Origin of the sequence: Solibacillus sp. FSL K6-4121, assembly GCF_038002585.1 — a bacterium.
GTDB lineage: Bacteria > Bacillota > Bacilli > Bacillales_A > Planococcaceae > Solibacillus > Solibacillus faecavium.
Window position 1 is genome coordinate 1,141,139 of sequence record NZ_JBBOCS010000001.1, and the last position, 20,184, is coordinate 1,161,322.

Annotated in this window: 16 protein-coding genes; 15 read left to right on the plus strand and 1 reads right to left on the minus strand. The window is 38.6% G+C overall.

Annotated elements, in window-relative coordinates; all coding sequences use genetic code 11:
- Positions 1-40 precede the first annotated feature (40 nt).
- Entirely contained in the window at positions 41-1,315 is a 1,275-nt protein-coding gene (locus MHH95_RS05815) for an L-lactate MFS transporter (RefSeq protein WP_340726742.1), read from the minus strand.
- An 805-nt stretch (positions 1,316-2,120) separates the two neighbouring features.
- Between MHH95_RS05815 and MHH95_RS05820 the strand changes: the two genes are divergently transcribed.
- The 15 genes from MHH95_RS05820 (at position 2,121) to MHH95_RS05890 (ending at position 20,114) form a co-directional block, all read left to right on the plus strand.
- A complete protein-coding gene (locus tag MHH95_RS05820; RefSeq protein ID WP_340726743.1) occupies positions 2,121-2,732 on the plus strand; it encodes a flavin reductase family protein in 612 nt (203 codons plus the stop codon).
- Between the two features lie 42 nt (positions 2,733-2,774).
- Positions 2,775-3,887 (plus strand): mandelate racemase/muconate lactonizing enzyme family protein, encoded by a 1,113-nt coding sequence (locus MHH95_RS05825; protein WP_340726744.1) that lies wholly within the window; start codon positions 2,775-2,777, stop codon positions 3,885-3,887.
- Positions 3,887-4,564 (plus strand): GNAT family N-acetyltransferase, encoded by a 678-nt coding sequence (locus MHH95_RS05830; RefSeq protein WP_340727311.1) that lies wholly within the window; start codon positions 3,887-3,889, stop codon positions 4,562-4,564. Before MHH95_RS05825 ends, MHH95_RS05830 begins: the two co-directional genes overlap by 1 nt.
- A gap of 441 nt (positions 4,565-5,005) precedes the next feature.
- Positions 5,006-5,188, plus strand: coding sequence for an amino acid transporter (locus MHH95_RS05835; RefSeq protein WP_340726745.1), 183 nt, complete (start codon positions 5,006-5,008; stop codon positions 5,186-5,188).
- Positions 5,189-5,353: 165 nt separating this feature from the next.
- The gene (locus MHH95_RS05840) at positions 5,354-8,482 is read left to right on the plus strand and encodes a BTAD domain-containing putative transcriptional regulator (RefSeq protein WP_340726746.1); all 3,129 of its coding nucleotides are present in this window, start codon (positions 5,354-5,356) and stop codon (positions 8,480-8,482) included.
- 481 nt (positions 8,483-8,963) lie between these two features.
- On the plus strand, positions 8,964-10,220 hold the full coding sequence (locus MHH95_RS05845; protein ID WP_340726747.1) for a substrate-binding domain-containing protein: 1,257 nt from the start codon (positions 8,964-8,966) through the stop codon (positions 10,218-10,220).
- Positions 10,221-10,333: 113 nt separating this feature from the next.
- Positions 10,334-11,092, plus strand: coding sequence for an ABC transporter ATP-binding protein (locus MHH95_RS05850; protein WP_340726748.1), 759 nt, complete (start codon positions 10,334-10,336; stop codon positions 11,090-11,092).
- The gene (locus MHH95_RS05855) at positions 11,085-11,792 is read left to right on the plus strand and encodes an ABC transporter ATP-binding protein (protein WP_340726749.1); all 708 of its coding nucleotides are present in this window, start codon (positions 11,085-11,087) and stop codon (positions 11,790-11,792) included. Before MHH95_RS05850 ends, MHH95_RS05855 begins: the two co-directional genes overlap by 8 nt.
- Before the next feature lie 13 nt (positions 11,793-11,805).
- Positions 11,806-12,669, plus strand: a complete 864-nt coding sequence (locus MHH95_RS05860; RefSeq protein WP_340726750.1) for a branched-chain amino acid ABC transporter permease — start codon at positions 11,806-11,808, stop codon at positions 12,667-12,669.
- 4 nt (positions 12,670-12,673) lie between these two features.
- Entirely contained in the window at positions 12,674-13,699 is a 1,026-nt protein-coding gene (locus MHH95_RS05865; RefSeq protein ID WP_340726751.1) for a branched-chain amino acid ABC transporter permease, read from the plus strand.
- Complete coding sequence (locus MHH95_RS05870) at positions 13,696-14,700, plus strand: 3-oxoacyl-ACP synthase (protein ID WP_340726752.1); 1,005 nt, start codon at positions 13,696-13,698, stop codon at positions 14,698-14,700. Before MHH95_RS05865 ends, MHH95_RS05870 begins: the two co-directional genes overlap by 4 nt.
- A 1-nt stretch (position 14,701) precedes the next feature.
- A complete protein-coding gene (gene phaZ / locus MHH95_RS05875) occupies positions 14,702-15,601 on the plus strand; it encodes an intracellular short-chain-length polyhydroxyalkanoate depolymerase (RefSeq protein ID WP_340726753.1) in 900 nt (299 codons plus the stop codon).
- Positions 15,602-15,616: 15 nt separating this feature from the next.
- Positions 15,617-16,348 (plus strand): 3-oxoacyl-ACP reductase FabG, encoded by a 732-nt coding sequence (gene fabG, locus MHH95_RS05880; RefSeq protein ID WP_340726754.1) that lies wholly within the window; start codon positions 15,617-15,619, stop codon positions 16,346-16,348.
- 15 nt (positions 16,349-16,363) lie between these two features.
- Entirely contained in the window at positions 16,364-17,854 is a 1,491-nt protein-coding gene (locus tag MHH95_RS05885; protein ID WP_340726755.1) for a class I adenylate-forming enzyme family protein, read from the plus strand.
- Positions 17,855-18,011: 157 nt separating this feature from the next.
- On the plus strand, positions 18,012-20,114 hold the full coding sequence (locus MHH95_RS05890) for an MMPL family transporter (protein WP_339214874.1): 2,103 nt from the start codon (positions 18,012-18,014) through the stop codon (positions 20,112-20,114).
- Positions 20,115-20,184: the final 70 nt, after the last annotated feature.

The window sequence follows — 20,184 nt, forward strand, 5'->3', positions numbered from 1 at the left end:
CGAAAGTTTGTGACTTCCGAATCATCTCTATTAAAACCCCTTATGAATGAGCGGCTGCTCCCTGTTTCCCTTTGTTTTTGCTTTTTTCCTCTTCTTTTACACGCTGTTTTTTCAATTTGTTTAAATCTGAACGTAATAGTAAAGAAATACCTAATGAAATAGCGATTAAGAAGCTGAATAGATAAAATACTGGAATATAACTGTTTGTCGCTTCGTGAATTGTTGATACGATAATCGGACCAAAAATACCACCAAGTGACCATGTAGTTAATAAATAGCCATGAATAACCCCAAGTTGCTTCGTACCGAATAAATCACTCGCGAATGCCGGTAAGTTTGAGAAACCACCGCCATAACAACTAACTACTAAGAATATGAATACTTGTAGTAGAATAGCGTTTGTCGTAAATGGTAATGTAATAAAAGCAATTAACTGAATCGTGAAGAAAATAACAAACACATTAGAGCGTCCGATATAATCTGATCCAGCCGCCCAAAGCAAGCGACCACCACCATTAAATAAACCCATTAAACCAACCATAGTTGCAGCAGCTGCTACTGACAGCCCGGCAATTTCCTGTGCCATTGGAGAGGCTACTGAAATCATCATTAAACCAGAAGTTACGTTAATTAAGTGCATAGACCAAAGCATCCAGAATTGCTTTGTACGAACCGCTTCACGAGCAGACATTTGTGCAATTTCCTGTGATTTTGCTTTTCCTGTAGCAACCATATCTTCTACCTCACCTGGTTTAGGTGGCGCAATATAAAGCGCTCCGGCAATCATTAATAGAAAATAACTTATCCCTAAAATATAATACGTATTTGAAATTCCTACAGCCTGCATTAAGTTTGCAGCAACTGGAGCAGTAATTAACGCACCAGATCCAAATCCTAAAACAGCCATCCCTGTCGCTAAACCGCGACGATTAGGGAACCATTTAACAAGCGTCGATACCGGTGCAATATAACCAATCCCCATCCCGAGACCACTTAGTAACCCGTATGTTAGCCAATATAAAACAACTGAATCCATAGCGATCGCAATACCTGCGCCACCTTGTCCTAAACCGAATAGTACTGCAGCAACCATTGCTGCTTTTCTAGGTCCTAACTTTTCTACTGTACTACCAAATAATGCTGCAGCAAAACCAGCTAGTCCCATCATAATTGTAAAAGCAATAGTAATTTGTGATGCATCCCAACCAAGTTCTGTTGCGATTGGATTTTTATACACACTATATGCATACGCACCACCGATTGAAAGGTGGATAGCAATGGCAGATGCAGCAATTAACCAACGATTTTTTTTCATATAAATTCCCCCTCACACCTATTAAAATATCGATTTTACGATAATTTTCTACTTAAAGTAGATGTGTCAAATGTTTGAACGTTCATGTACATAAACTTAACATTAATTTATTATTTTGTGCAAGTGAAATATATAAAATAAAATTATCTTGAAAAAACATATATTTCTCTTTTCGGTAGCAAAATCGTACTTGGTGCAATTATTTTTTACTGTAAAAAAACGCATTATAACCTTGATAAATCAAGGTTTGTTAGGTGTAGGATAGTGATATTTACTAATAGCTTTCGAAATAAGGATAATATTGTAAGTTAATGAATTTTCTAATTTAACAACTAAATTAGCTAACTTATGCATCAAAATTCTACTATATGTTTTAATGGTAATAGGCAAAAGATTTTTGAGATTTATAATATAACAGTGACTAATACACAATGGGGAAACACCCGATAGCTTTATGCATTGATAAATCAACGTTTTAGAGAAGTGATGTTAAAATAAATAGCTTTTTTTCTTGCGGTTGTTATTAATTATGCAACTGTTTATAACAGTTTGAAAAAGATAAAATTCAGTACGTTTCGCTGCAGATTTTGGATTAAAAAAGAAATAAATTTCTAAAGGAAACGGTGCCTTTACCGATTTCACGGTACTTTTTTACATTAATTTACTGAATAATGGAGCAGAATAATGCTGAAAATGAGTTTGTATAAAAATACTCATACTAATTTTGAATAGAAATAAAATTATTTGACGAGTCACGAACTGTTCTCTAAAGTCAAAATAGTGATAAGAAAAGAGGCGAAATTTTATGCAAAAAATAGATCCGAAACAGTTATCAGAACGGGAAAATTATAAATTTTTGATTGGTTCCATTATTCCGAGACCAATTGCCTTTGTGACATCGGTAACAGAAGAAGGTGTGGTTAATGCAGCACCGTTTAGCTTTTTTAATATTGTATCTTCAAATCCTCCGATGATTTCGGTAAGTGTTCAGCGCAAACAAGGGAAAATGAAGGATACGGCAAGAAATATTCTTGCTAATCGTCAATTTGTTGTACATATAGTCGATACGGACAATGTTGAAAAAGTAAATGAAACGGCAGCCAGCTTACCTCCTGAGGAAAGTGAAGTGGAAATGACTGGGCTGACATTGGTTGAAAGTACAAAAATCGGTGTTCCAGGAGTAAAAGAGGCCAAAGTACGCTTTGAATGCGAGTTAGAAACCGCACTGGAGCTTGGTGGGGAAGAAAATAATCCAGGGTGTGACCTGATTATAGGAAAAGTTGTGTATTATCATATAGAAGAAAGTATATATGAAGATGGGCGGATCGATCCACAAGAGCTAGCTGCTATAAGTCGTTTAGCTGGAAATGATTATGCGAAAATCGGAGAGCAATTCACGATTAAGCGCCCCCTTTAATTTCATTCATTTCGAGCGTAGCTATATATAGGAGGAAAACAAATGTTAAAAATTAAAAACATTGAATTATTTAATATTGAATTACCATTAATTGAACCATTTATCGTAAGCTACGGTATATATCCAAATATGCCGTCAATCATTGTAAAGATGACAACAGAATGTGGGTTAGTGGGCTGGGGAGAAGCCGTGCCGGATGAGCATGTTACAGGCGAAACATTGGAAGGCACGTTTGCCGTTTTAAAGCATACATTAGCTCCTGCAATGATTGGGGAAAATCCGATGAACTTTGAAAAGATCCATGTCAAAATGGATGCAATGATTTATAGTGCACCAGCAGCAAAGGCAGCTATTGATATTGCTTGCTTTGATTTAGTTGGGAAGAAGCTTGGTGTGCCGGCGTATCAATTAACAGGTGGGCGCTATTACGAGAAGTTTCCAATTACGCATGTATTAAGTATCGGTACACCTGAAAAAATGGCGAATGAAGCAGCCGAGCGAGTGGAAGAAGGATATAACTCTTTCAAAATGAAAGTTGGTCGCGATGTAGCAAGTGATGTCGCACGTATTAAAGCAGTCCGTGAGAGAGTCGGTAATAATATTGCGATTCGAGTGGACGTCAACCAAGGCTGGGTAAATAGCTCAACAACGATGCAGGCAGTTCGCGAACTTGAACATTTAAATATTGACTGGCTGGAGCAGCCGGTACGTGCCGATGATATTGATGGTATGGTTGAAATCAAATCAAAAACATCCATCCCTGTCATGATAGATGAAGGATTACGCGGTGTCCGTGAAATGCGGGAAATTATAGCAAAACGTGCTGCAGATAAAGTAAATATAAAATTAATGAAATGTGGCGGAATGTATCCTGCAATGAAGCTTGCCCATATGGCGGAAATGGCAGGCATTGAATGTCAAATCGGCTCAATGGTTGAATCGTCAGTTGGTTCAGCTGCAGGATTCCATGTAGCATTTTCAAATAAGGTGTTTACAAGTGTTGAGTTAACAGGACCATTAAAGTTTTCTAAAGATATCGGGAACCTTCAATATAATGTACCGTTTATCCAGTTAAATGAACAAGCAGGATTAGGGGTCGATGTGGATGAGGTTGTTTTAGCTGAACTGACACGTGAGAAATGTGTGGTGCAATAATGATCGCGACAGGTTTTTTAGGCAATGATCAATATAAAATGAAATTACTAAATGAATCCTATATACCTCAATTAATGGACCTTCAACAGGAAGTCGTAGAGGCATTGCCGGATAAAGCAATTTTACAGCCGCTTGATGAGGGAGAATTGAATTTTATCTTAAAGGGAAATGGCCTTATGGTTGGGGTTTTCGTAGAAGAGAAACTAATCGCATTTCGAGCTTTGCTTGAACCAGTCATTGACGGAGAACATTTAGGGTATGATATCGGTTTACAAACAGATGATGAACTCAAAAAAGTGCTTTATCAGGAAATTTCAAACGTACATCCTCAATATCGAGGCTTTGGATTACAACGGACAATGGCAGATATTATTATGCAGCAAGTAGATTCTGCAAAGTATAATGTTGTCTGTGCAACAGTGATGCCTGGTAATATCGCGAGTATGAAGGACAAGTTTTCACAACATATGCATATAGCAGCATTAAAGCTGAAGTACGGCGGAAAATTACGTTATGTATTTATGAAGAAGCTGCCGGAAGTAGAGTGTCAATGGGCTGAAGAGCGTTATGTTTCAATGAATGAGACAGATGCTCAGCAACAACTTCTCCAACGAGGCTTTATCGGCATTTCAATGAAGAAACAGCATGATGAATGGTTTATTCAATATGTAAATTAAAAGGATGTGGCGGGAAATTAATGATCCGCCACATCCTTTTTCGATATATTAAAACATAAGTCGTATGGATGTTCTTTAAAAATCATTGTCATCAAAGCTGTCTAAATCGAAGAAATCACTATCGTCTTCGAATAAGTAGGATACGTCATTGTCATCTGTCGCTAAATAAGTGTAGTTAATCATATTATCAGCTCCTTTTTATAACTATACAATATTCAGAAAATTAAGTAAAGTATAAAATTCTGTATTTTTATTGAATGTTGATTCATAAAACGTTGGTAAATGTAGATTTATATTATTTGTTTCCGCTTCCATATTTTTTAGTAATATATATAATAATATATTTTCATACATATTTTCATACATTTTGAAAGAGTGAACTTTTTGAAACTTTCTACTATAAAAAGATGTATATACAGAAAAAGGAATGGAGTGAGTTCATTGGAGAAAAAACCGTTTAACGATGTAGATGAGCACTATCAAAAGCATATCGGTACACCAAGTTCCTATAGTATGAAACAAATGCCAAAACCCATTCGTATTATTGGCTATATTTTAATCACCTTTATGATTGTTGCGGCCACTTTACTTGTTTTATTAATGATTATAGATAAATTATTCTAATTGATCCGTGGAAAGAACCTTTTCTGAACATCTATAATATTCATCGAACTATATTAATAAGCTTATTAGTGTAGATTAGTTATATGTAAAAATTTTGTATTTAACAGAATAATTTTCTGCTTTATGTTAATATATTTGTAATTAACTGTAAATGGGGTGGGAAGCATGGAGCAACATATTTTTGTCTCGAAACTTATACCTCCGACACCGGCGAATAACTATTTAAGAAGAGCAAAATTAATGAAGAAGCTTTCAGATTGGCCACATGCAAAATGTACCATTTTACATAGTAGCGCAGGGTATGGAAAAACATCGCTTATTAGTCAATTTATAAATGATCAAAAAACAAAATGCGCCTGGTACCAAATTACATCAGATGATGATTCGATATTTCCGTTTTTACGCCATTTTATTTTTAGTATCCAACAGCATTTCCCTTCGTTTGGTGAAAAGCTAAAGGGATGGGACGTCACGGTAAAGTTTCATAATATGGAAGAGTTGTTGCAGCTTTCAAAGCAAATTGCCAATGAACTTCATAATATTAAGGAACCTTTTATAATCGTGCTGGACGATTATCACCATGTCTCACATGTATTTCCGATTAATTATGTCATGAATCAAATACTTCAATATTTACCTGGCAACCTCCATATTATTGTCGCAACGAGGAAAATGCCGGAGTGGAGCTGTTTATTAACACTTCGGATGAACAACCAATTAATCGAATGTTTAGAGCAGGAGTTTATTTTTTCTGAAGATGACGTTCAATATTTATTTGAGGCCTTTTTTGAACGGCAATTAACCGATGAACAGTGTGAATTTATTATGCAAATGACAGAAGGCTGGGCGATGGCAATTATGCTGCTTGGCTATAAGGCTAAGTATAGTCAGGAACAGCTCATTGATATCGCAGAAGGAACGGTCGGTAACTTTTTTGCTTATCTATCTGCGGAAGTATTCGATAAACTAGACGAGCAACTTCAGCTCCAGCTTTTAAAACTTGGTATTCATCAAGTTATATCACTTGATGTCATTACGGAGTTATATGGGCTGGAATGGATTGAACAAGTAAAGCCGAAATTAGATGAGCTTGCATTTATCACCCCACTGGCAGGAGGTACAAAATACCGATTCCATGCATTGTTCCAACAATTCCTGCAGCAGCGGTTGAGCGAATACTACCCGGACTTATATGAGGAGTTCCATGAACAGGCAGCCGAGTATTATGCTTATCAAAATTTAGGTGTACTGGCTGTCACACATGCTGCACAGCTAAAAAATCCACATTACTATATCACGTTATTACTGCAATTCGCTCCTCACTTCATTGAAGCAGGTCAATTTGAGTTCCTTTTGGAAAGATTGAAAGATTTTTCAAACGAACAAAAGCCGTATCAGCTTCTATATTATGAAGGGGAATGTCAGCGGTACCGCGCACAATATGAAAAGGCGAAAAATGCATACAATGAATGTTTTATAAAAGCCCAATTGCAGCAAGATCAATTATTTTTAATGCGCTCACAATTTGGACTTGCCAACATTTATTTAGATACCCTTCAGCCCGTTTTCGCAGAACATCACTTACAGCAGGCTATTGCGTTATTAAAGGAAGTGCACGTCAGCGATACAGAACGCCATCTTATTAATAGCCTCTATACGGAAAACCTCATTAATTTAGGAAAAGCGGGGGAGGCTCTTCGTTGGAGTCAGTCTCAAAATTTACAGTTAAGCATCAATAATATAGATGCGCGTCTGTACTTACGGCATGGTCAATTGGAAAAAGCGAAAGAGTTGTTAAACGCGCGCCTTGCGAAACCGTTTCAATGGGAGGAAGCACATCGTACGACAGATTTACTGCTCGTTTTGATCGATATATTAATGGGAGAAAATATACAGGCCTATAGCCGAATTATTGAAGGTGGCAAAGAAGGGCTCGTTGATATGCCATATACGCTTGCACTTACAAAGCTACGTAAAGGGCTTGCACTGCTAAATATGGAAATGAAAGATTTTGAGCGTGCAAAAGCATGTTTTGATGAGACCCTGGAGCTGTTAAATCAAATACATGTTAAGCGCATTACAGCTGAGTGCTATATGGGCCTCATTTTATATTACCGCAATAATGTTATTGAGGCGAAACGCCATGCGCAAATCGGTTTAAGGGAAACGAACAAAGTGCAGGATTTTTGGATGTCTGCATTACTACTGACAGCATTAACGAAAGTGTTGGCCGAAAACAACCATTTTGAAGAGGCAATCGATACGGCAAAACAAGCTTTATCCTATTATGAACGCAGTGAAGATACGTATGGACAAATGGTCTGTTCTTTTTGGCTTGCGTACTGTTTTTCAAAAGTGAATGATAACCAAGCATCTAAACACTATCAACTTTTTTGGGAATTAAGTATAAATGATTATCCTTTTTTTATTGAGAAGAAAACCCTTTTTGGACCACAACATTTAATCTTAATTGTTCAGCTCGCTAAACAGCTTCAGCAGAACGTGCCCGTATTTAATCAATTGAAAATACAGGATGCACCGAGTACAGAGCTATCACTGACATTATTCGGTCCTATTCAGATTCGTCGGGAACATCATGTTATTCACGATAAAGAATGGAAGCGATTGAAAGCGAAAGAACTGTTTTTATATTTATATATACACCGTGAGCAGTTCGTGTCGCGCCAGCAAATTTGCGAAGCGATTTGGCAACAGGATGAAGAAGCGATGCAACGTGATTTTAAAGTAGTTTTTAATGCGATGCTAAAAGCTTTGGAGCCGGCAAGGTCTGCGCGGGAGGAAAGTTACTTTATAACGCGTCGCCAGCATTTATATAAACTGGAGGATCGCTGGATTCAAAGTGATGTAGCGCACTTTACGTATTATGCACAGCGTGGAATGGAAGAAAAAACAGCCAAGCTTTCAAATGAATGGCTAAAGCTTGCAATGAGGCTGGTCGATGGTCAATTTTGTTCCGATATTGAACGTGAGTGGATTGAATCGATTCAGGCCCATTACAATGAGCAAATATTGAAAATTCTAGAGCGTGTCGCACAAAACTATGTCCGGCTACAGCAATTTGATAAAGTCATTCGTTGGGCAGAGCGCATTATTGCACTGGATGACGGTCATGAAGAGGGGTACCGGTTGTTAATGCTTGCCCATTATTATCTAGGGAATCGCCGAGAAGCACTAAAACAGTATGAGCGTTGTGTAAATGTACTCGATGAACAATACAAAATTACACCGATGGACCCGACCGAGCAATTGTACGAACTTGTATTAAAAATGTAAATAGATTGAGAGCTATGTTGAAAATATAATTCGACATAGCTTTTTTAATTGGGAAGGCAGGAGTGATTGCGAGTTATTAAGAGGGGGTTTGCGGGATTAGGGAGGGATCGGGAAGGGCGTTTTATTAGAACAGTCGAGCAGCTTATTAGAAAAAGGCGGTGCGGTATTAGCAGATTGAGAAAAGATTTTAGAACAATGCAAAGCGATATTAGCACAACCAAACTATATATTAGAAAATCGAAATTATATTAGAACAAATTAATTTTTATTAGAAGATATCAACTTTTATTAGAACAATTCGCTGTGCATTGGATATCTCTTCAGTCGGGCAATCGCATAGTATCTTAGCGCCTCAAGTTCCCAAAGAAATCCCTCTTTTTCCACATCTCGTTTATTGCATGTAACTCATTTGTAACTTGGCGATGTTACATTACGATTAAGCAGATAGCTATGCTGAAAATATTGCTGGGAGGGACATTGAATGAAAAAGCGTTTATGGTTAATTTTTGCGGTGTTATCGGTTTTCTTATTAGTTGCATGTAACAGTGATTCAGCAGACAGTGATGATTCATCAACTACAAATACTTCAGCTGAGCAAGGTGAAAGCGGTGCAAAAGAAGCAGCTGCTTCATCGGATCCGATTAAAGTTGGTGTACTTGCATCGTTGACAGGAGCACTTGAATCATACGGTAAGCAAACGAGAAACGGCTTTGAACTAGGTCTTGAATATGCAACAGACGGCACGATGGAAGTAGAAGGACGGAAAATTGAAGTCGTTTGGGAAGATACAGAAACAAAACCGGAAGTAGCGGTGCAAAAGGCAACGAAACTATTGGAAGATGACGCAGTTGATTTTTTAGTAGGCTCTTCAAGTTCGGGTGACACATTGGCAGTACTTCCACTAGCTGAAGAGTACGAAAAGATTATGATTGTAGAACCTGCAGTAGCAGATAGTATTACAGGTTCAGAGTTTAACCCTTACATCTTTAGAACAGCGCGTAATTCATCTCAGGATGCTTATGCAGCTGCAGCGGCAATTGCAGGAGAAGGTGTAAAAATCGCAACATTCGCACCGGACTATTCATTCGGTTGGGATGGGGTATCGGCATTTAAAGCGGCAGCTGAAAAGTTAGGAGCTGACATTGTATTGGAAGAATACGCAGATCCAGCGGCAACTGACTTTACATCCAACTTACAAAAAATTATCGAAGCAAAACCAGAATTTCTATTCGTTGTATGGGCAGGGGCTAACTCTCCTTGGAACCAGATTGCAGATTTAAAGCTACAGGAAAAAGGGATTAAAATCTCAACTGGTGCACCGGATATTATTGCGCTTCAATTTATGGAACCTTTAGTAGGGATGGAAGGATTCTCGGTATACCACCATACTTTACCGAAAAATGAAGTGAATGATTGGTTAGTAGAAGAGCATAAAGCAAGATTCAACGGAGAGGTACCTGATTTGTTCACACCAGGCGGATTTACAGCGGCGGTTGCAATTGTAGAAGCACTGAAAAAATCAGGTGGCGATGCCGATGGAAATGCACTTATTCCATTAATGGAAGGTATGTCATTCGAGACACCAAAAGGAACGATGACATTCCGTAAAGAAGACCACCAGGCATTACAAACGATGTATGCCATCCGACTTGAAAAGGTGGCGGAATTTGATTATCCAGTACCGGTATTAATACGTGAATTACTTCCAGAAGAAACGGAACCTCCTATTTTAAATTAGTAAATAAGTGAGGCTGTCTAAAAAGTGTTGAACTTTCAAGACAGCCTTTTTTTATAAAGGTTTCCATAAGGTTTGACCCGTAATGGAAATCAACAAAACGAGAGGGTGAGATGATGGAACCTATTATAAAAACGAGCAATTTATCGATTAAGTTTGGTGAGCATAAAGCGGTAGATAATATTAACTTTGAAATGTCAGCTAAGCATTTTAAATCCATTATTGGTCCTAATGGTGCAGGAAAAACAACTTTCTTTAATTTAATCAGTGGTGAACTGGAACCAACTGAAGGTGATGTGTTTTTTAAAGGACTATCATTACGCAAAAAGTCTTCTGTTGAACGAACTCGTTTAGGGATCGGGCGTTCATTTCAAATTACGAATGTGTTTCCGAATTTAACGGTACTGGAAAATGTACGGCTAGCTGTCCAATCGAAGCGGAAAGTACGCTTTCATATGCTCAACCACTTTCTGAAATATAAAGAGATTACGAATGAAGCGGTTGAGATTTTGGAACAAGTGCTATTAACCGACAAAATGCATCAAGTAGCGAATCAGCTTTCCCATGGTGAAAAAAGAAAGCTGGAAATAGGTATGTTACTGGCACTTGATACTGAAATTTTATTACTGGATGAGCCGACAGCGGGCATGTCACTAGAAGAAGTTCCTGCAATATTGGATGTTATTCGTTCAATTAAGGAGCGCGGTGATAAAACCATTTTATTAATTGAGCACAAAATGGATATGATTATTGATTTATCCGATTCAATTATGGTGCTGTTCAACGGGGCGCTGTTAGCTGATGGAACGCCTGAAGAGATTATGAATAATGAAACAGTACAACAAGCGTATTTAGGAGGCCTTGCATATGAGTAATATTTTAACGTTGGAGCGTGTGGAAACGTTTATTTCACAATACCATATTTTGCAAGGTATCAATTTTGAAGCGAAAGCAGGAGAAGTTTCGGTTTTACTAGGGCGGAATGGCGCTGGGAAAACGACAACGCTTCGCACGATTATGGGCTTAACACCGGCATCGAAAGGTACGATTCATTTCGACGGAAAAGATATTACGAAAATGGCGCCTTATGATATTGCAAACAGTGGAATTGGCTATGTGCCTGAGGATCAAGGGATTTTCGGACAGCTGACAGTGGAGGAAAACATGAAAGTGGCGATCCGAAAAGAAACCGATTCGACAATGCAAAAGCAGGCATACATTTTAGAGTTATTCCCGGATCTGAAAAAGTTTTGGAAAAAGCAGGGTGGTAATTTATCGGGTGGACAAAAGCAAATGCTTGCGATGGCAAGGGCATTCGTCAACGACAGTAAGTTGCTTTTAATCGATGAACCATCTAAAGGGCTTGCACCGATTGTCATTGAAAAAGTTATGGAAGCCATTACTGAAATGAAAAAGCATACTTCGATCGTACTTGTCGAACAGAACTTCATGATGGCGAGTAAAATCGGAGATACATTCACATTAATTGATGACGGGCGGACTGTGCAATCAGGGGAAATGCAAGGATTAATCGAAGACGAACAGCTTAAGCGTAAATATTTAGGAATCGGATAAGGAGGGGAAGCGGATGGAACTAATAATTAGTTTAACGATAAATGGACTAGCGACAGGAATGCTTATTTTCTTATTGGCAGCCGGATTGACGCTAATATTCGGGTTAATGGATGTGCTGAACTTTGCGCACGGCGGACTGTTCGTATGGGGTGCCTATACAGGGGTGTTCACCTATTTATGGAGCAACAGTTTTATAGTCGGAATCGTTGTCGCGATTCTCACAGGTCTTGTTCTTGGATTTATTACTGAAAAGCTTATTATTAAACCAGTTTACGGAAATCACGTACAGCAAATTTTAATTACACTTGGATTTATGCTCGTGCTCCAAGAAATGATTAAAGTTGTGTTCGGTCCAAACGGTGTCCCTGTTAAAGTTCCTTCATACTTGGCAGGCAGCTGGCAAATTGGCGATTTAACAATTATTAAATACCGGATTTTTATTATCGTAGTAGGCTTTGCTTTATTTGGGGTTTTGTATTTCATTTTAAATCGTACAAAAGTAGGGCTGGTCGTTCGGGCTGGAGTTATGAATCGGGAAATGACACAGGCATTAGGTATCAATATTAAGCGTGTATTTTTAATCGTCTTTATGTGCGGCGCGGCATTGGCGGCGTTGGGCGGAATGTTGATGGCTCCGTATTCAGGGGTTGTATATGCGGAAATGGGAATGGAATATGCGATTTTAGGATTTATCGTTGTAGTAATCGGCGGAATGGGGAGCTTCCAAGGTTCGTTAATGGCAGCAATTTTAGTAGGGCTTGCCGGAAGTTTTATGGCGTACTATGTGCCGTTTTTATCCGTTGCAGTCAATATGATTTTAATGGCAAGTGTACTAATTTTCCGTCCACAAGGCTTATTTACGGTTGCGAAGGGGTGATTTGATGATTAAACAGCCATTATTATTATCTAAAGTGAATATTGTGTACGCAATAGTTGTCGGGATCATGGCCGTATTACCATTTGTACTGGATTCTCGTACAATGACGATTTTATTAACACAGTTTTGTATTTTTGCAATACTCGCAATGAGTTACGATATTTTACTAGGTTACACGGGTATCATTTCATTTGGTCATGCAATGTTTTTTGGAATTGGCGCCTATACGACGGCAATTATGCTTAGTGATTTCGGTCCGTCAATCGGAATCTTTGCTGCTTCAATTGTAGTCGGAATCGTGTTATCCACAATTATTAGTGTAATAAGCGGCGCATTGACGCTCCGTTTGAAAAGTCACTTTTATGCAATGTTTACTCTAGCCATCTCGGGTTTGTTTTTAGTGTTAGCTGAAAAATGGCGCACAGTAACAAAAGGAAATGATGGATTTACATTCCGCGCACCTGAATTGTTTCGTGAGCGTATTTACTTTTACTTTCTTGTGCTTATTTGTTTAGTTGTGGTTTTCATTTTACTGAAACGTATTGTCGCATCTCCGTTCGGAAAAGTGCTTGTAGCGATTCGTGAAAATGAACCACGTACCCGTTCATTAGGCTATAAAACGCTAGGTTATAAAATTATTGCTTCTGTAATAGCGGGTGCAGTTGCAAGTTTGGCAGGATCACTTTACGCCATTTCATTACGGTTCGTAAATACGAGTGTTATGACGATGGATATTACACTGGATGCCCTGATGATGACAATTATTGGCGGTGTAGGGACATTAATTGGACCGATTATCGGTGCAGGCGTCATTGAATTTGCCCAACATTACTTATCAGGTCTTGCAAGAGATTATCCGATTTTTGAACGATGGATTATTTTCTTCGGTATTTTATACATTTTAGCTGTGATTTTCTTCCCTCGAGGCATCGTAGGTACAGTTTCAATGCGCTACTATGAATGGAAGCTGAAAAAAGGGCAAAAAACAAAGGCATCTGTAAAGCTTCGTGAAAAGGAGATACAGCGATGATCGGAATAACTGGATTAGGAATGTATTTACCTGAAGGAAGAATGACAGGTGCCAAAATTGCAGAAAAAGCAAATATTCCAGTAGCAATTGTAGAAACGAAAATGGGCATTATTGAAAAAGTCGTAGCCGGACCGAACGATCATCCAGTTGAAATGAGTGTGAAAGCGGCAAAGGAAGCGATCGCCGAAGCGCAAGTGGATGCTAAAGAGATTGATGTTGTGATCTATATTGGGGAAGAGCATAAAGAGTACCCTTTATGGACAGCTGCGATAAAAATTCAAGAAGAAATAGGCGCAGTAAATGCTTGGGCTTTTGATGTACAGCTTCGTTGCGGTACGGCCATTATGGCGATGAAAGTAGCAAAAAGCTTAATGCTAGCGGATGATTCCATCAAGACAGTGCTATTAGCTGGGGGATATCGAAACCATGATTTCATCGATTATGAAAATGAGAGTACCCGCTTTATGTTCAATTTAGGCGCAGGTGCAGGTGCAATGATGTTGCAAAAAAATGCGGGCGGTCATGAAGTATTTGAAGCAGCCCTTATTACAGATGGTTCATTTTCAGAGGATGTTGTGGTCCCAGTAGGTGGTACAAAGGAGCCCCTAACAATTGAGCATATTCAAGCAGGGCGTTTTATATTGGATGTACTTGATCCAGAAGGAATGAAGCTTCGGTTGGAGCAAAAGTCCTTAAGCAATTTTTTAAAGGTAATTCGCCAATCGTTGCAGAAAAGTGGATATAGTGAAGAAAATTTAGATTATGTTGCGATGCTTCATATGAAAAAGTCCGCACATGATTATGTACTAAACGAGCTTGGTCTTTCAGAGGGGAATTCAATCTATTTGTCACATTACGGTCATATCGGGCAAATCGATCAGATTTTATCACTTTATCTGGCTCGAAAAGTAGGAAAGCTTCAAGAGGGTCAAATTGTTTCATTAGTTAGTGCAGGCATAGGCTATGCATGGGGTGCTATTACAGTAAAGTGGGGGTCTTAATATGAATAAGCTGGACGTTTTAGCGAAAGTGGAATTATCAAATGGTGAAACATTGTCGTATCGTAAACGTGAAGGTGGCGATGAACTTGTATTATTAGTGCATGGAAATATGACGAGTTCAAAGCATTGGGATTTACTGATGGAATCAATGGATGAACGATTCACGATTTATGCGGTGGATATGCGCGGCTTTGGGGAATCAACCTACAATGCAAAAATTAAGTCAATCAAGGATTTTAGCGATGATATCAAGCTTTTCGTTGATTCACTTGGGTTGAAGGATTTTACAATCATTGGCTGGTCAACAGGTGGCAATGTAGCTATGCAGTTTTGTGCGGATTACCCGGATTACAGTAAAAAGCTTGTGTTATTCGCTTCGGGATCTACACGTGGTTACCCGTTTTATAGCTCAAATGCGGATGGTACGCCTGATTTTTCAAATCGTTTAGCGACGATTGAACAAATTGAACAGGATCCTGTCAAAACAATACCGATGCAACAAATGTATGATACGAAAAATCGTGACGGTCTAAAGCTTATTTGGAACAGTGCGATTTATACACATAATCAACCGGATGAGGCACGCTATGGACAATATGTAGACGATATGCTGACACAGCGTAATTTGGCAGATGTGTACCATGCATTAAATACATTCAATATAAGTGCGGTCGATAACGAAGTGTCTAAAGGAATGAATCGAGTAAAAGATATTCAAATTCCAACATTCATTTTATACGGTGATCGCGATTTTGTAGTAATTGAAGCAATGACAAATGAAATTATTGAAGATTTTGATGGCCGTGCTCAAATTATGAAACTAGCAAACTGCGGACATTCACCTCTAGTCGATAGTTTAGGTGAAACAAAAGATGCAATTGAAACATTTATTTTAGCGTAAAAGGGGTCGTGGAAAATGCGTTTAGAAAATAAAGTAGCAATCATTACAGGCGGTGCAGGGGGAATTGGCTATGCAGCCGTAAAACGGTTTTTGGAAGAAGGAGCAAAAGTGGCCGTTGTTGATTACGACAAAGTACAGGGAGAAAAATTAGCAGCAGATTTAGGCGAGAATGTTGCCTTTTTTTCAGTAGATGTTTCCAAACTGGCTGAAGTAAAGCAAATGGTTGAACAAGTTGTTGCGCACTTTGGCAAAATCGATATATTGGTGAATAATGCGGGGATTACGCGTGATGCAACCCTTGTAAAGATGAGTGAAGAGGACTTTGATAAAGTGATTCAAATTAATTTGAATGGCGTTTATTACTGCACACAGGCGGTAGTGCCGCATATGATTGCACAAGGGTCAGGCAAAATAATCAGTACTTCATCTGTAAGTGGCGTTTACGGTAATTTTGGGCAAACAAACTATGCTGCAACGAAAGCAGCGATTATCGGGATGACGAAAACATGGGCGAAGGAGCTTGGGCGTAAAGGAATCAATGTAAATGCTGTAGCTCCTGGATTTACAGCGACACCGATGGTAGAAAAAATGCCTGAAAAGGTGTTGCAGCAAATGGAGGGTATTACAAGCTTGCAGCGTTTAGGAAAACCAGAGGATATCGCAAATGCATATTTATTTTTAGCTTCGGATGAGGCAAGTTATATTACAGGTCATGTTCTGCAAGTTGATGGCGGCATTATGATGTAGAAGGTGGGATGGCTTATGCAACAGCTAGACTTTTGGATTGCAAAACGAGCGTCCCAATCACCCGATAAAACAGCGTTAATTCAAATTGAAACGGGTGAAGCGTGGACATATAAAGAGCTGATGCAGCATGCAGGGTGGTGGAGCAATAAATTTTCCAAACAGCAGTTGCAGCAGGGGGATCGGGTTGCAACATTAATGGAAAATTCGATTGAAAGTTTTGCTATTTTAATTGCTTGCCGATTAAACGAATTAATCTATGTACCATTAAATACGAAGTTATCTATACCAGAATTACGGGCGGTTTTATCCGATTGCACGCCGGCTTTACTCATTGCTGATGATGTGCATAGTGAACGGGCAGAACTTCTTTTGCCAGCAAAGTTTCTAACATGCGGCGGCTCGGAGTTAGTTGAGCCTTCTACATACAGATGGCATGATGATCCGCAACTGCCGTGGATGATAATTTATACAGGAGGAACAACAGGAAAACCAAAAGGTGTTGTCCTCTCGTATGAAACGGTTACTGTGAATGCGATGAATACGGTCGTTAGCTGGGGGTTAAATGACAAAGATTGTACGTTAAATTATATGCCCCTTTTTCATACTGGTGGCATTAATGCACTTGCATTACCGATTCTACTGGCTGGCGGAACGGTTATAATCGGTCAAAAATTTGATCCGGAAAAAGCGATTCGTGCGGTGGATGATTATAAAACAACTGTTTCGTTATTTGTGCCGACAATGTATCAGCTGATGATAGAAACTGAATACTTTAAAAAATCCGACTTTCCTACGGTAAGAGTATTTTTATCGGGAGGGGCACCTTGTCCAAAGCCAATCTATGAAAGTTTTCAAAGAAAAGGGCTGTTATTTAAAGAGGGGTATGGTTTAACAGAAGCGGGACCGAATAACTTTTTCATTGATGCAGAAGTCGCGATGAAGAAAAAGGGCGCCATCGGAAAAAGTATGCTTTTTAATGAAGTGAAAATTGTGGATAGAGTAGGGAAGTTATGTGCACAAGGTGAAGTAGGTGAACTATATTTAAAAGGTAGTCATGTTTTTAAACAGTATTGGAATAATAAAGAAGCAACGACTAATACTTTTGATGAAGGCTGGTTAAAAACAGGGGATTTGGCGAAAGTGGATAAAGACGGCGATTATTATATCGTAGGTCGGAAAAAGGAAATGATAATATCAGGCGGGGAAAATGTATACCCTCAGGAAGTCGAGCAATGCCTAATTGCCCATGAAGCAGTGCAGGAAGTATCGGTTATTGGCATTCCGAGTGAAAAATGGGGCGAATGTGTTGTGGCATTTATAATTGCAGAAAATCCCTCAGAGAACCTTCAGCATCAGCTTTTCCAGTATTGTAAGGAACAATTGGCCAATTACAAAGTCCCAAAGCAAATTCATTTTCTCCAGGAATTACCGAAAACAGCCGTAGGGAAAATCGACAAAAAGCAGCTTGTTAATTATATTTTTATAAAGGAACAAAATATTGTCTAAGCTAACTAAATACAAGATATTAAAAAGACCGGAATGCTGTTAATTCAACATTTCGGTCTTTTTAATACCTTCCGAACCAAGGATAAATTCAAATGAGTTTATATAGAGTTCATATAGTTGCTTTACAATGCAGAAGTGTGAAAAAAGGAGGATTATAATGAACAAGCTATTAAATCCAATAACAGATTGGGTATCAACGAAACGCGGAGCTTGGATTACGCTTATTGTTTGGCTTGTGCTAATGATCGGTTTAAGCGCCGGTCCAATGCTAAGTGAATACAAAGTGTCAAATTTCCAGTCGCTTCCGGATGATGCGCAGTCAATTATCGCTGAAAATAAATTAAGCGAGTACTTCCCGAACGATGAAGGGACACCCGGTATACTAGTTTTCCATAATGAAGACGGGGAAATTAATGTAGACAGTGTGAAAGAAATCTTAAATGCAATGATTGCGGAAGATATTGAAGGTATCGATCAAATTATCGACATCTCGAATTTACCACCGCAAGCATTGGCAGGCTTCACGTCTGAAGACAAAACGACTATGATCGTGCCAATGACGTTGGAAAAAGGTCTTGGTAATGCTGATTATGCGGAAATTAACGATTTTGCATCTGAAATCGGAAATGAAGCAGCTGAAAAAACAGGAGATACACAGTTTTATATTACAGGTCCTGCGGGGATTGCCGGAGATACAGTAAAGCTATTTGAACAAGCAGACTTACAACTGTTATTTGCGACAATCGGTATTATTTTAGTTTTATTAATTATTATTTACCGTTCGCCACTATTAGCTATTATTCCATTACTTGCAACGGTAATTGTTTATCAAGTAGTAAATCAGTCGGTTGCTTTAATGGGTGCAGCTGGTTTAGAAATCAATAATTCTACAACTTCGATTATGAGTATTTTATTATTTGCCGCTGTAATCGATTATTCTTTATTCGTATTCTCACGTTACCGTGAAGAATTAAATCATTATGAAAACAAATATGAAGCGATGAAATACGCAATGCGTGCAACTGGTGAGCCGGTATTCTTTGCAGGTGGAACAGTGCTTGCAGCAATGCTTGTTTTATTCTTCGCGGACTTCCGTGATTATCAAAACTTCGCACCAATCTTTGGTACTGCTGTATTTGTAATCATGCTTGGATCGATTACATTAGTGCCAGCATTATTTGCCCTATTTGGACGTAAAGCATTCTGGCCAAAAGTTCCGAAATACGGTGAAGCAAAAGAAGTAAAACATGGTATTTGGGGACCGATTGCGAAGTTTGTTGTAAACAAACCTTATCTTTCAGGCGGATTAGTTTTAATTTTCATGTTAATTACTTCGTTTAACGTACTTAACTTGGAATACGAGTATGATACGGTTAAATCATTCCCAGAAGAATTGCCATCACGTGTCGGCTATGAAATAGTTGAATCACGTTTTGATAAAGGGGAACTTGCACCAACTTCACTGCTAGTTGAAAGTGAACAAGCATTAACAGAGGAGCAAAAGCAAGCATTAGCCGATACCTTAATGTCAGATGAAGCGATTGCGTCTGTACGCACATCTGCTGTATCAGAAGATGACACAAAATTAAAGTTATCAATGGCGTTTGATGTAAGCCCATATTCACCTGAAGCGATTGATAAGCTGGAAGAGATGCGTGAAAAAAGCGCAGATTATTTAGCTGAAGCAGGCATTGATGGGGAATTGTATTTTGCAGGTACGACAGCAAAATTAGTGGATGAGCGCAATGTAAATAACAGTGATATCATTAAAATTGTAATTTTGGAGACAATATTAATATTAGTACTGCTATTTGTATTGACGAAATCTTGGAAGATGCCAATTTATATGATGGCAACAATTTTAGTGTCTTACTTATCTGCACTAGGATTAGGAATCTTCCTAGTTGATGTATTATTTGGCTATGATGCCATCAGTACACGTGTACCTATTTATGCATTCATATTCCTGGTTGCTTTAGGAATTGATTACAATATTATTTTAGTATCCCGATTCATTGAAGAGCGCAAGCGTATGAATGTGAAAGAGGCGCTTGAAATTGCGATCCGTAATACGGGTGGTGTAATTTCTTCAGCAGGTATTATTTTAGCAGCAACTTTTGCGGCGTTAATGACAATGCCGATTGCTGATTTGTTCGTCTTTGGCTTTATCGTATCTGTAGGGATTATTATTGATACGTTCCTAGTACGTGGTATGCTATTACCAATGCTGATCTTAACGTTCGAAAAAGACAAAAAGTAAGGCGTAGCGTAATAGATAAAAGGGAGGCATCGAGTAATTCGGTGTCTCTTTTTAGTATAAGAAGGCGGTG

What these genes read in the sequence shown, in the direction of transcription:
- MHH95_RS05815 (WP_340726742.1), bottom strand. Translation starts at nt 1,315, where the DNA reads ATGAAAAAAAATCGTTGGTTAATTGCTGCATCTGCCATTGCTATCCAC.
- MHH95_RS05820 (WP_340726743.1), top strand. Translation starts at nt 2,121, where the DNA reads ATGCAAAAAATAGATCCGAAACAGTTATCAGAACGGGAAAATTATAAA.
- MHH95_RS05825 (WP_340726744.1), top strand. Translation starts at nt 2,775, where the DNA reads ATGTTAAAAATTAAAAACATTGAATTATTTAATATTGAATTACCATTA.
- MHH95_RS05830 (WP_340727311.1), top strand. Translation starts at nt 3,887, where the DNA reads ATGATCGCGACAGGTTTTTTAGGCAATGATCAATATAAAATGAAATTA.
- MHH95_RS05840 (WP_340726746.1), top strand. Translation starts at nt 5,354, where the DNA reads ATGGAGCAACATATTTTTGTCTCGAAACTTATACCTCCGACACCGGCG.
- MHH95_RS05845 (WP_340726747.1), top strand. Translation starts at nt 8,964, where the DNA reads ATGAAAAAGCGTTTATGGTTAATTTTTGCGGTGTTATCGGTTTTCTTA.
- MHH95_RS05850 (WP_340726748.1), top strand. Translation starts at nt 10,334, where the DNA reads ATGGAACCTATTATAAAAACGAGCAATTTATCGATTAAGTTTGGTGAG.
- MHH95_RS05855 (WP_340726749.1), top strand. Translation starts at nt 11,085, where the DNA reads ATGAGTAATATTTTAACGTTGGAGCGTGTGGAAACGTTTATTTCACAA.
- MHH95_RS05860 (WP_340726750.1), top strand. Translation starts at nt 11,806, where the DNA reads ATGGAACTAATAATTAGTTTAACGATAAATGGACTAGCGACAGGAATG.
- MHH95_RS05865 (WP_340726751.1), top strand. Translation starts at nt 12,674, where the DNA reads ATGATTAAACAGCCATTATTATTATCTAAAGTGAATATTGTGTACGCA.
- MHH95_RS05870 (WP_340726752.1), top strand. Translation starts at nt 13,696, where the DNA reads ATGATCGGAATAACTGGATTAGGAATGTATTTACCTGAAGGAAGAATG.
- phaZ (WP_340726753.1), top strand. Translation starts at nt 14,702, where the DNA reads ATGAATAAGCTGGACGTTTTAGCGAAAGTGGAATTATCAAATGGTGAA.
- fabG (WP_340726754.1), top strand. Translation starts at nt 15,617, where the DNA reads ATGCGTTTAGAAAATAAAGTAGCAATCATTACAGGCGGTGCAGGGGGA.
- MHH95_RS05885 (WP_340726755.1), top strand. Translation starts at nt 16,364, where the DNA reads ATGCAACAGCTAGACTTTTGGATTGCAAAACGAGCGTCCCAATCACCC.
- MHH95_RS05890 (WP_339214874.1), top strand. Translation starts at nt 18,012, where the DNA reads ATGAACAAGCTATTAAATCCAATAACAGATTGGGTATCAACGAAACGC.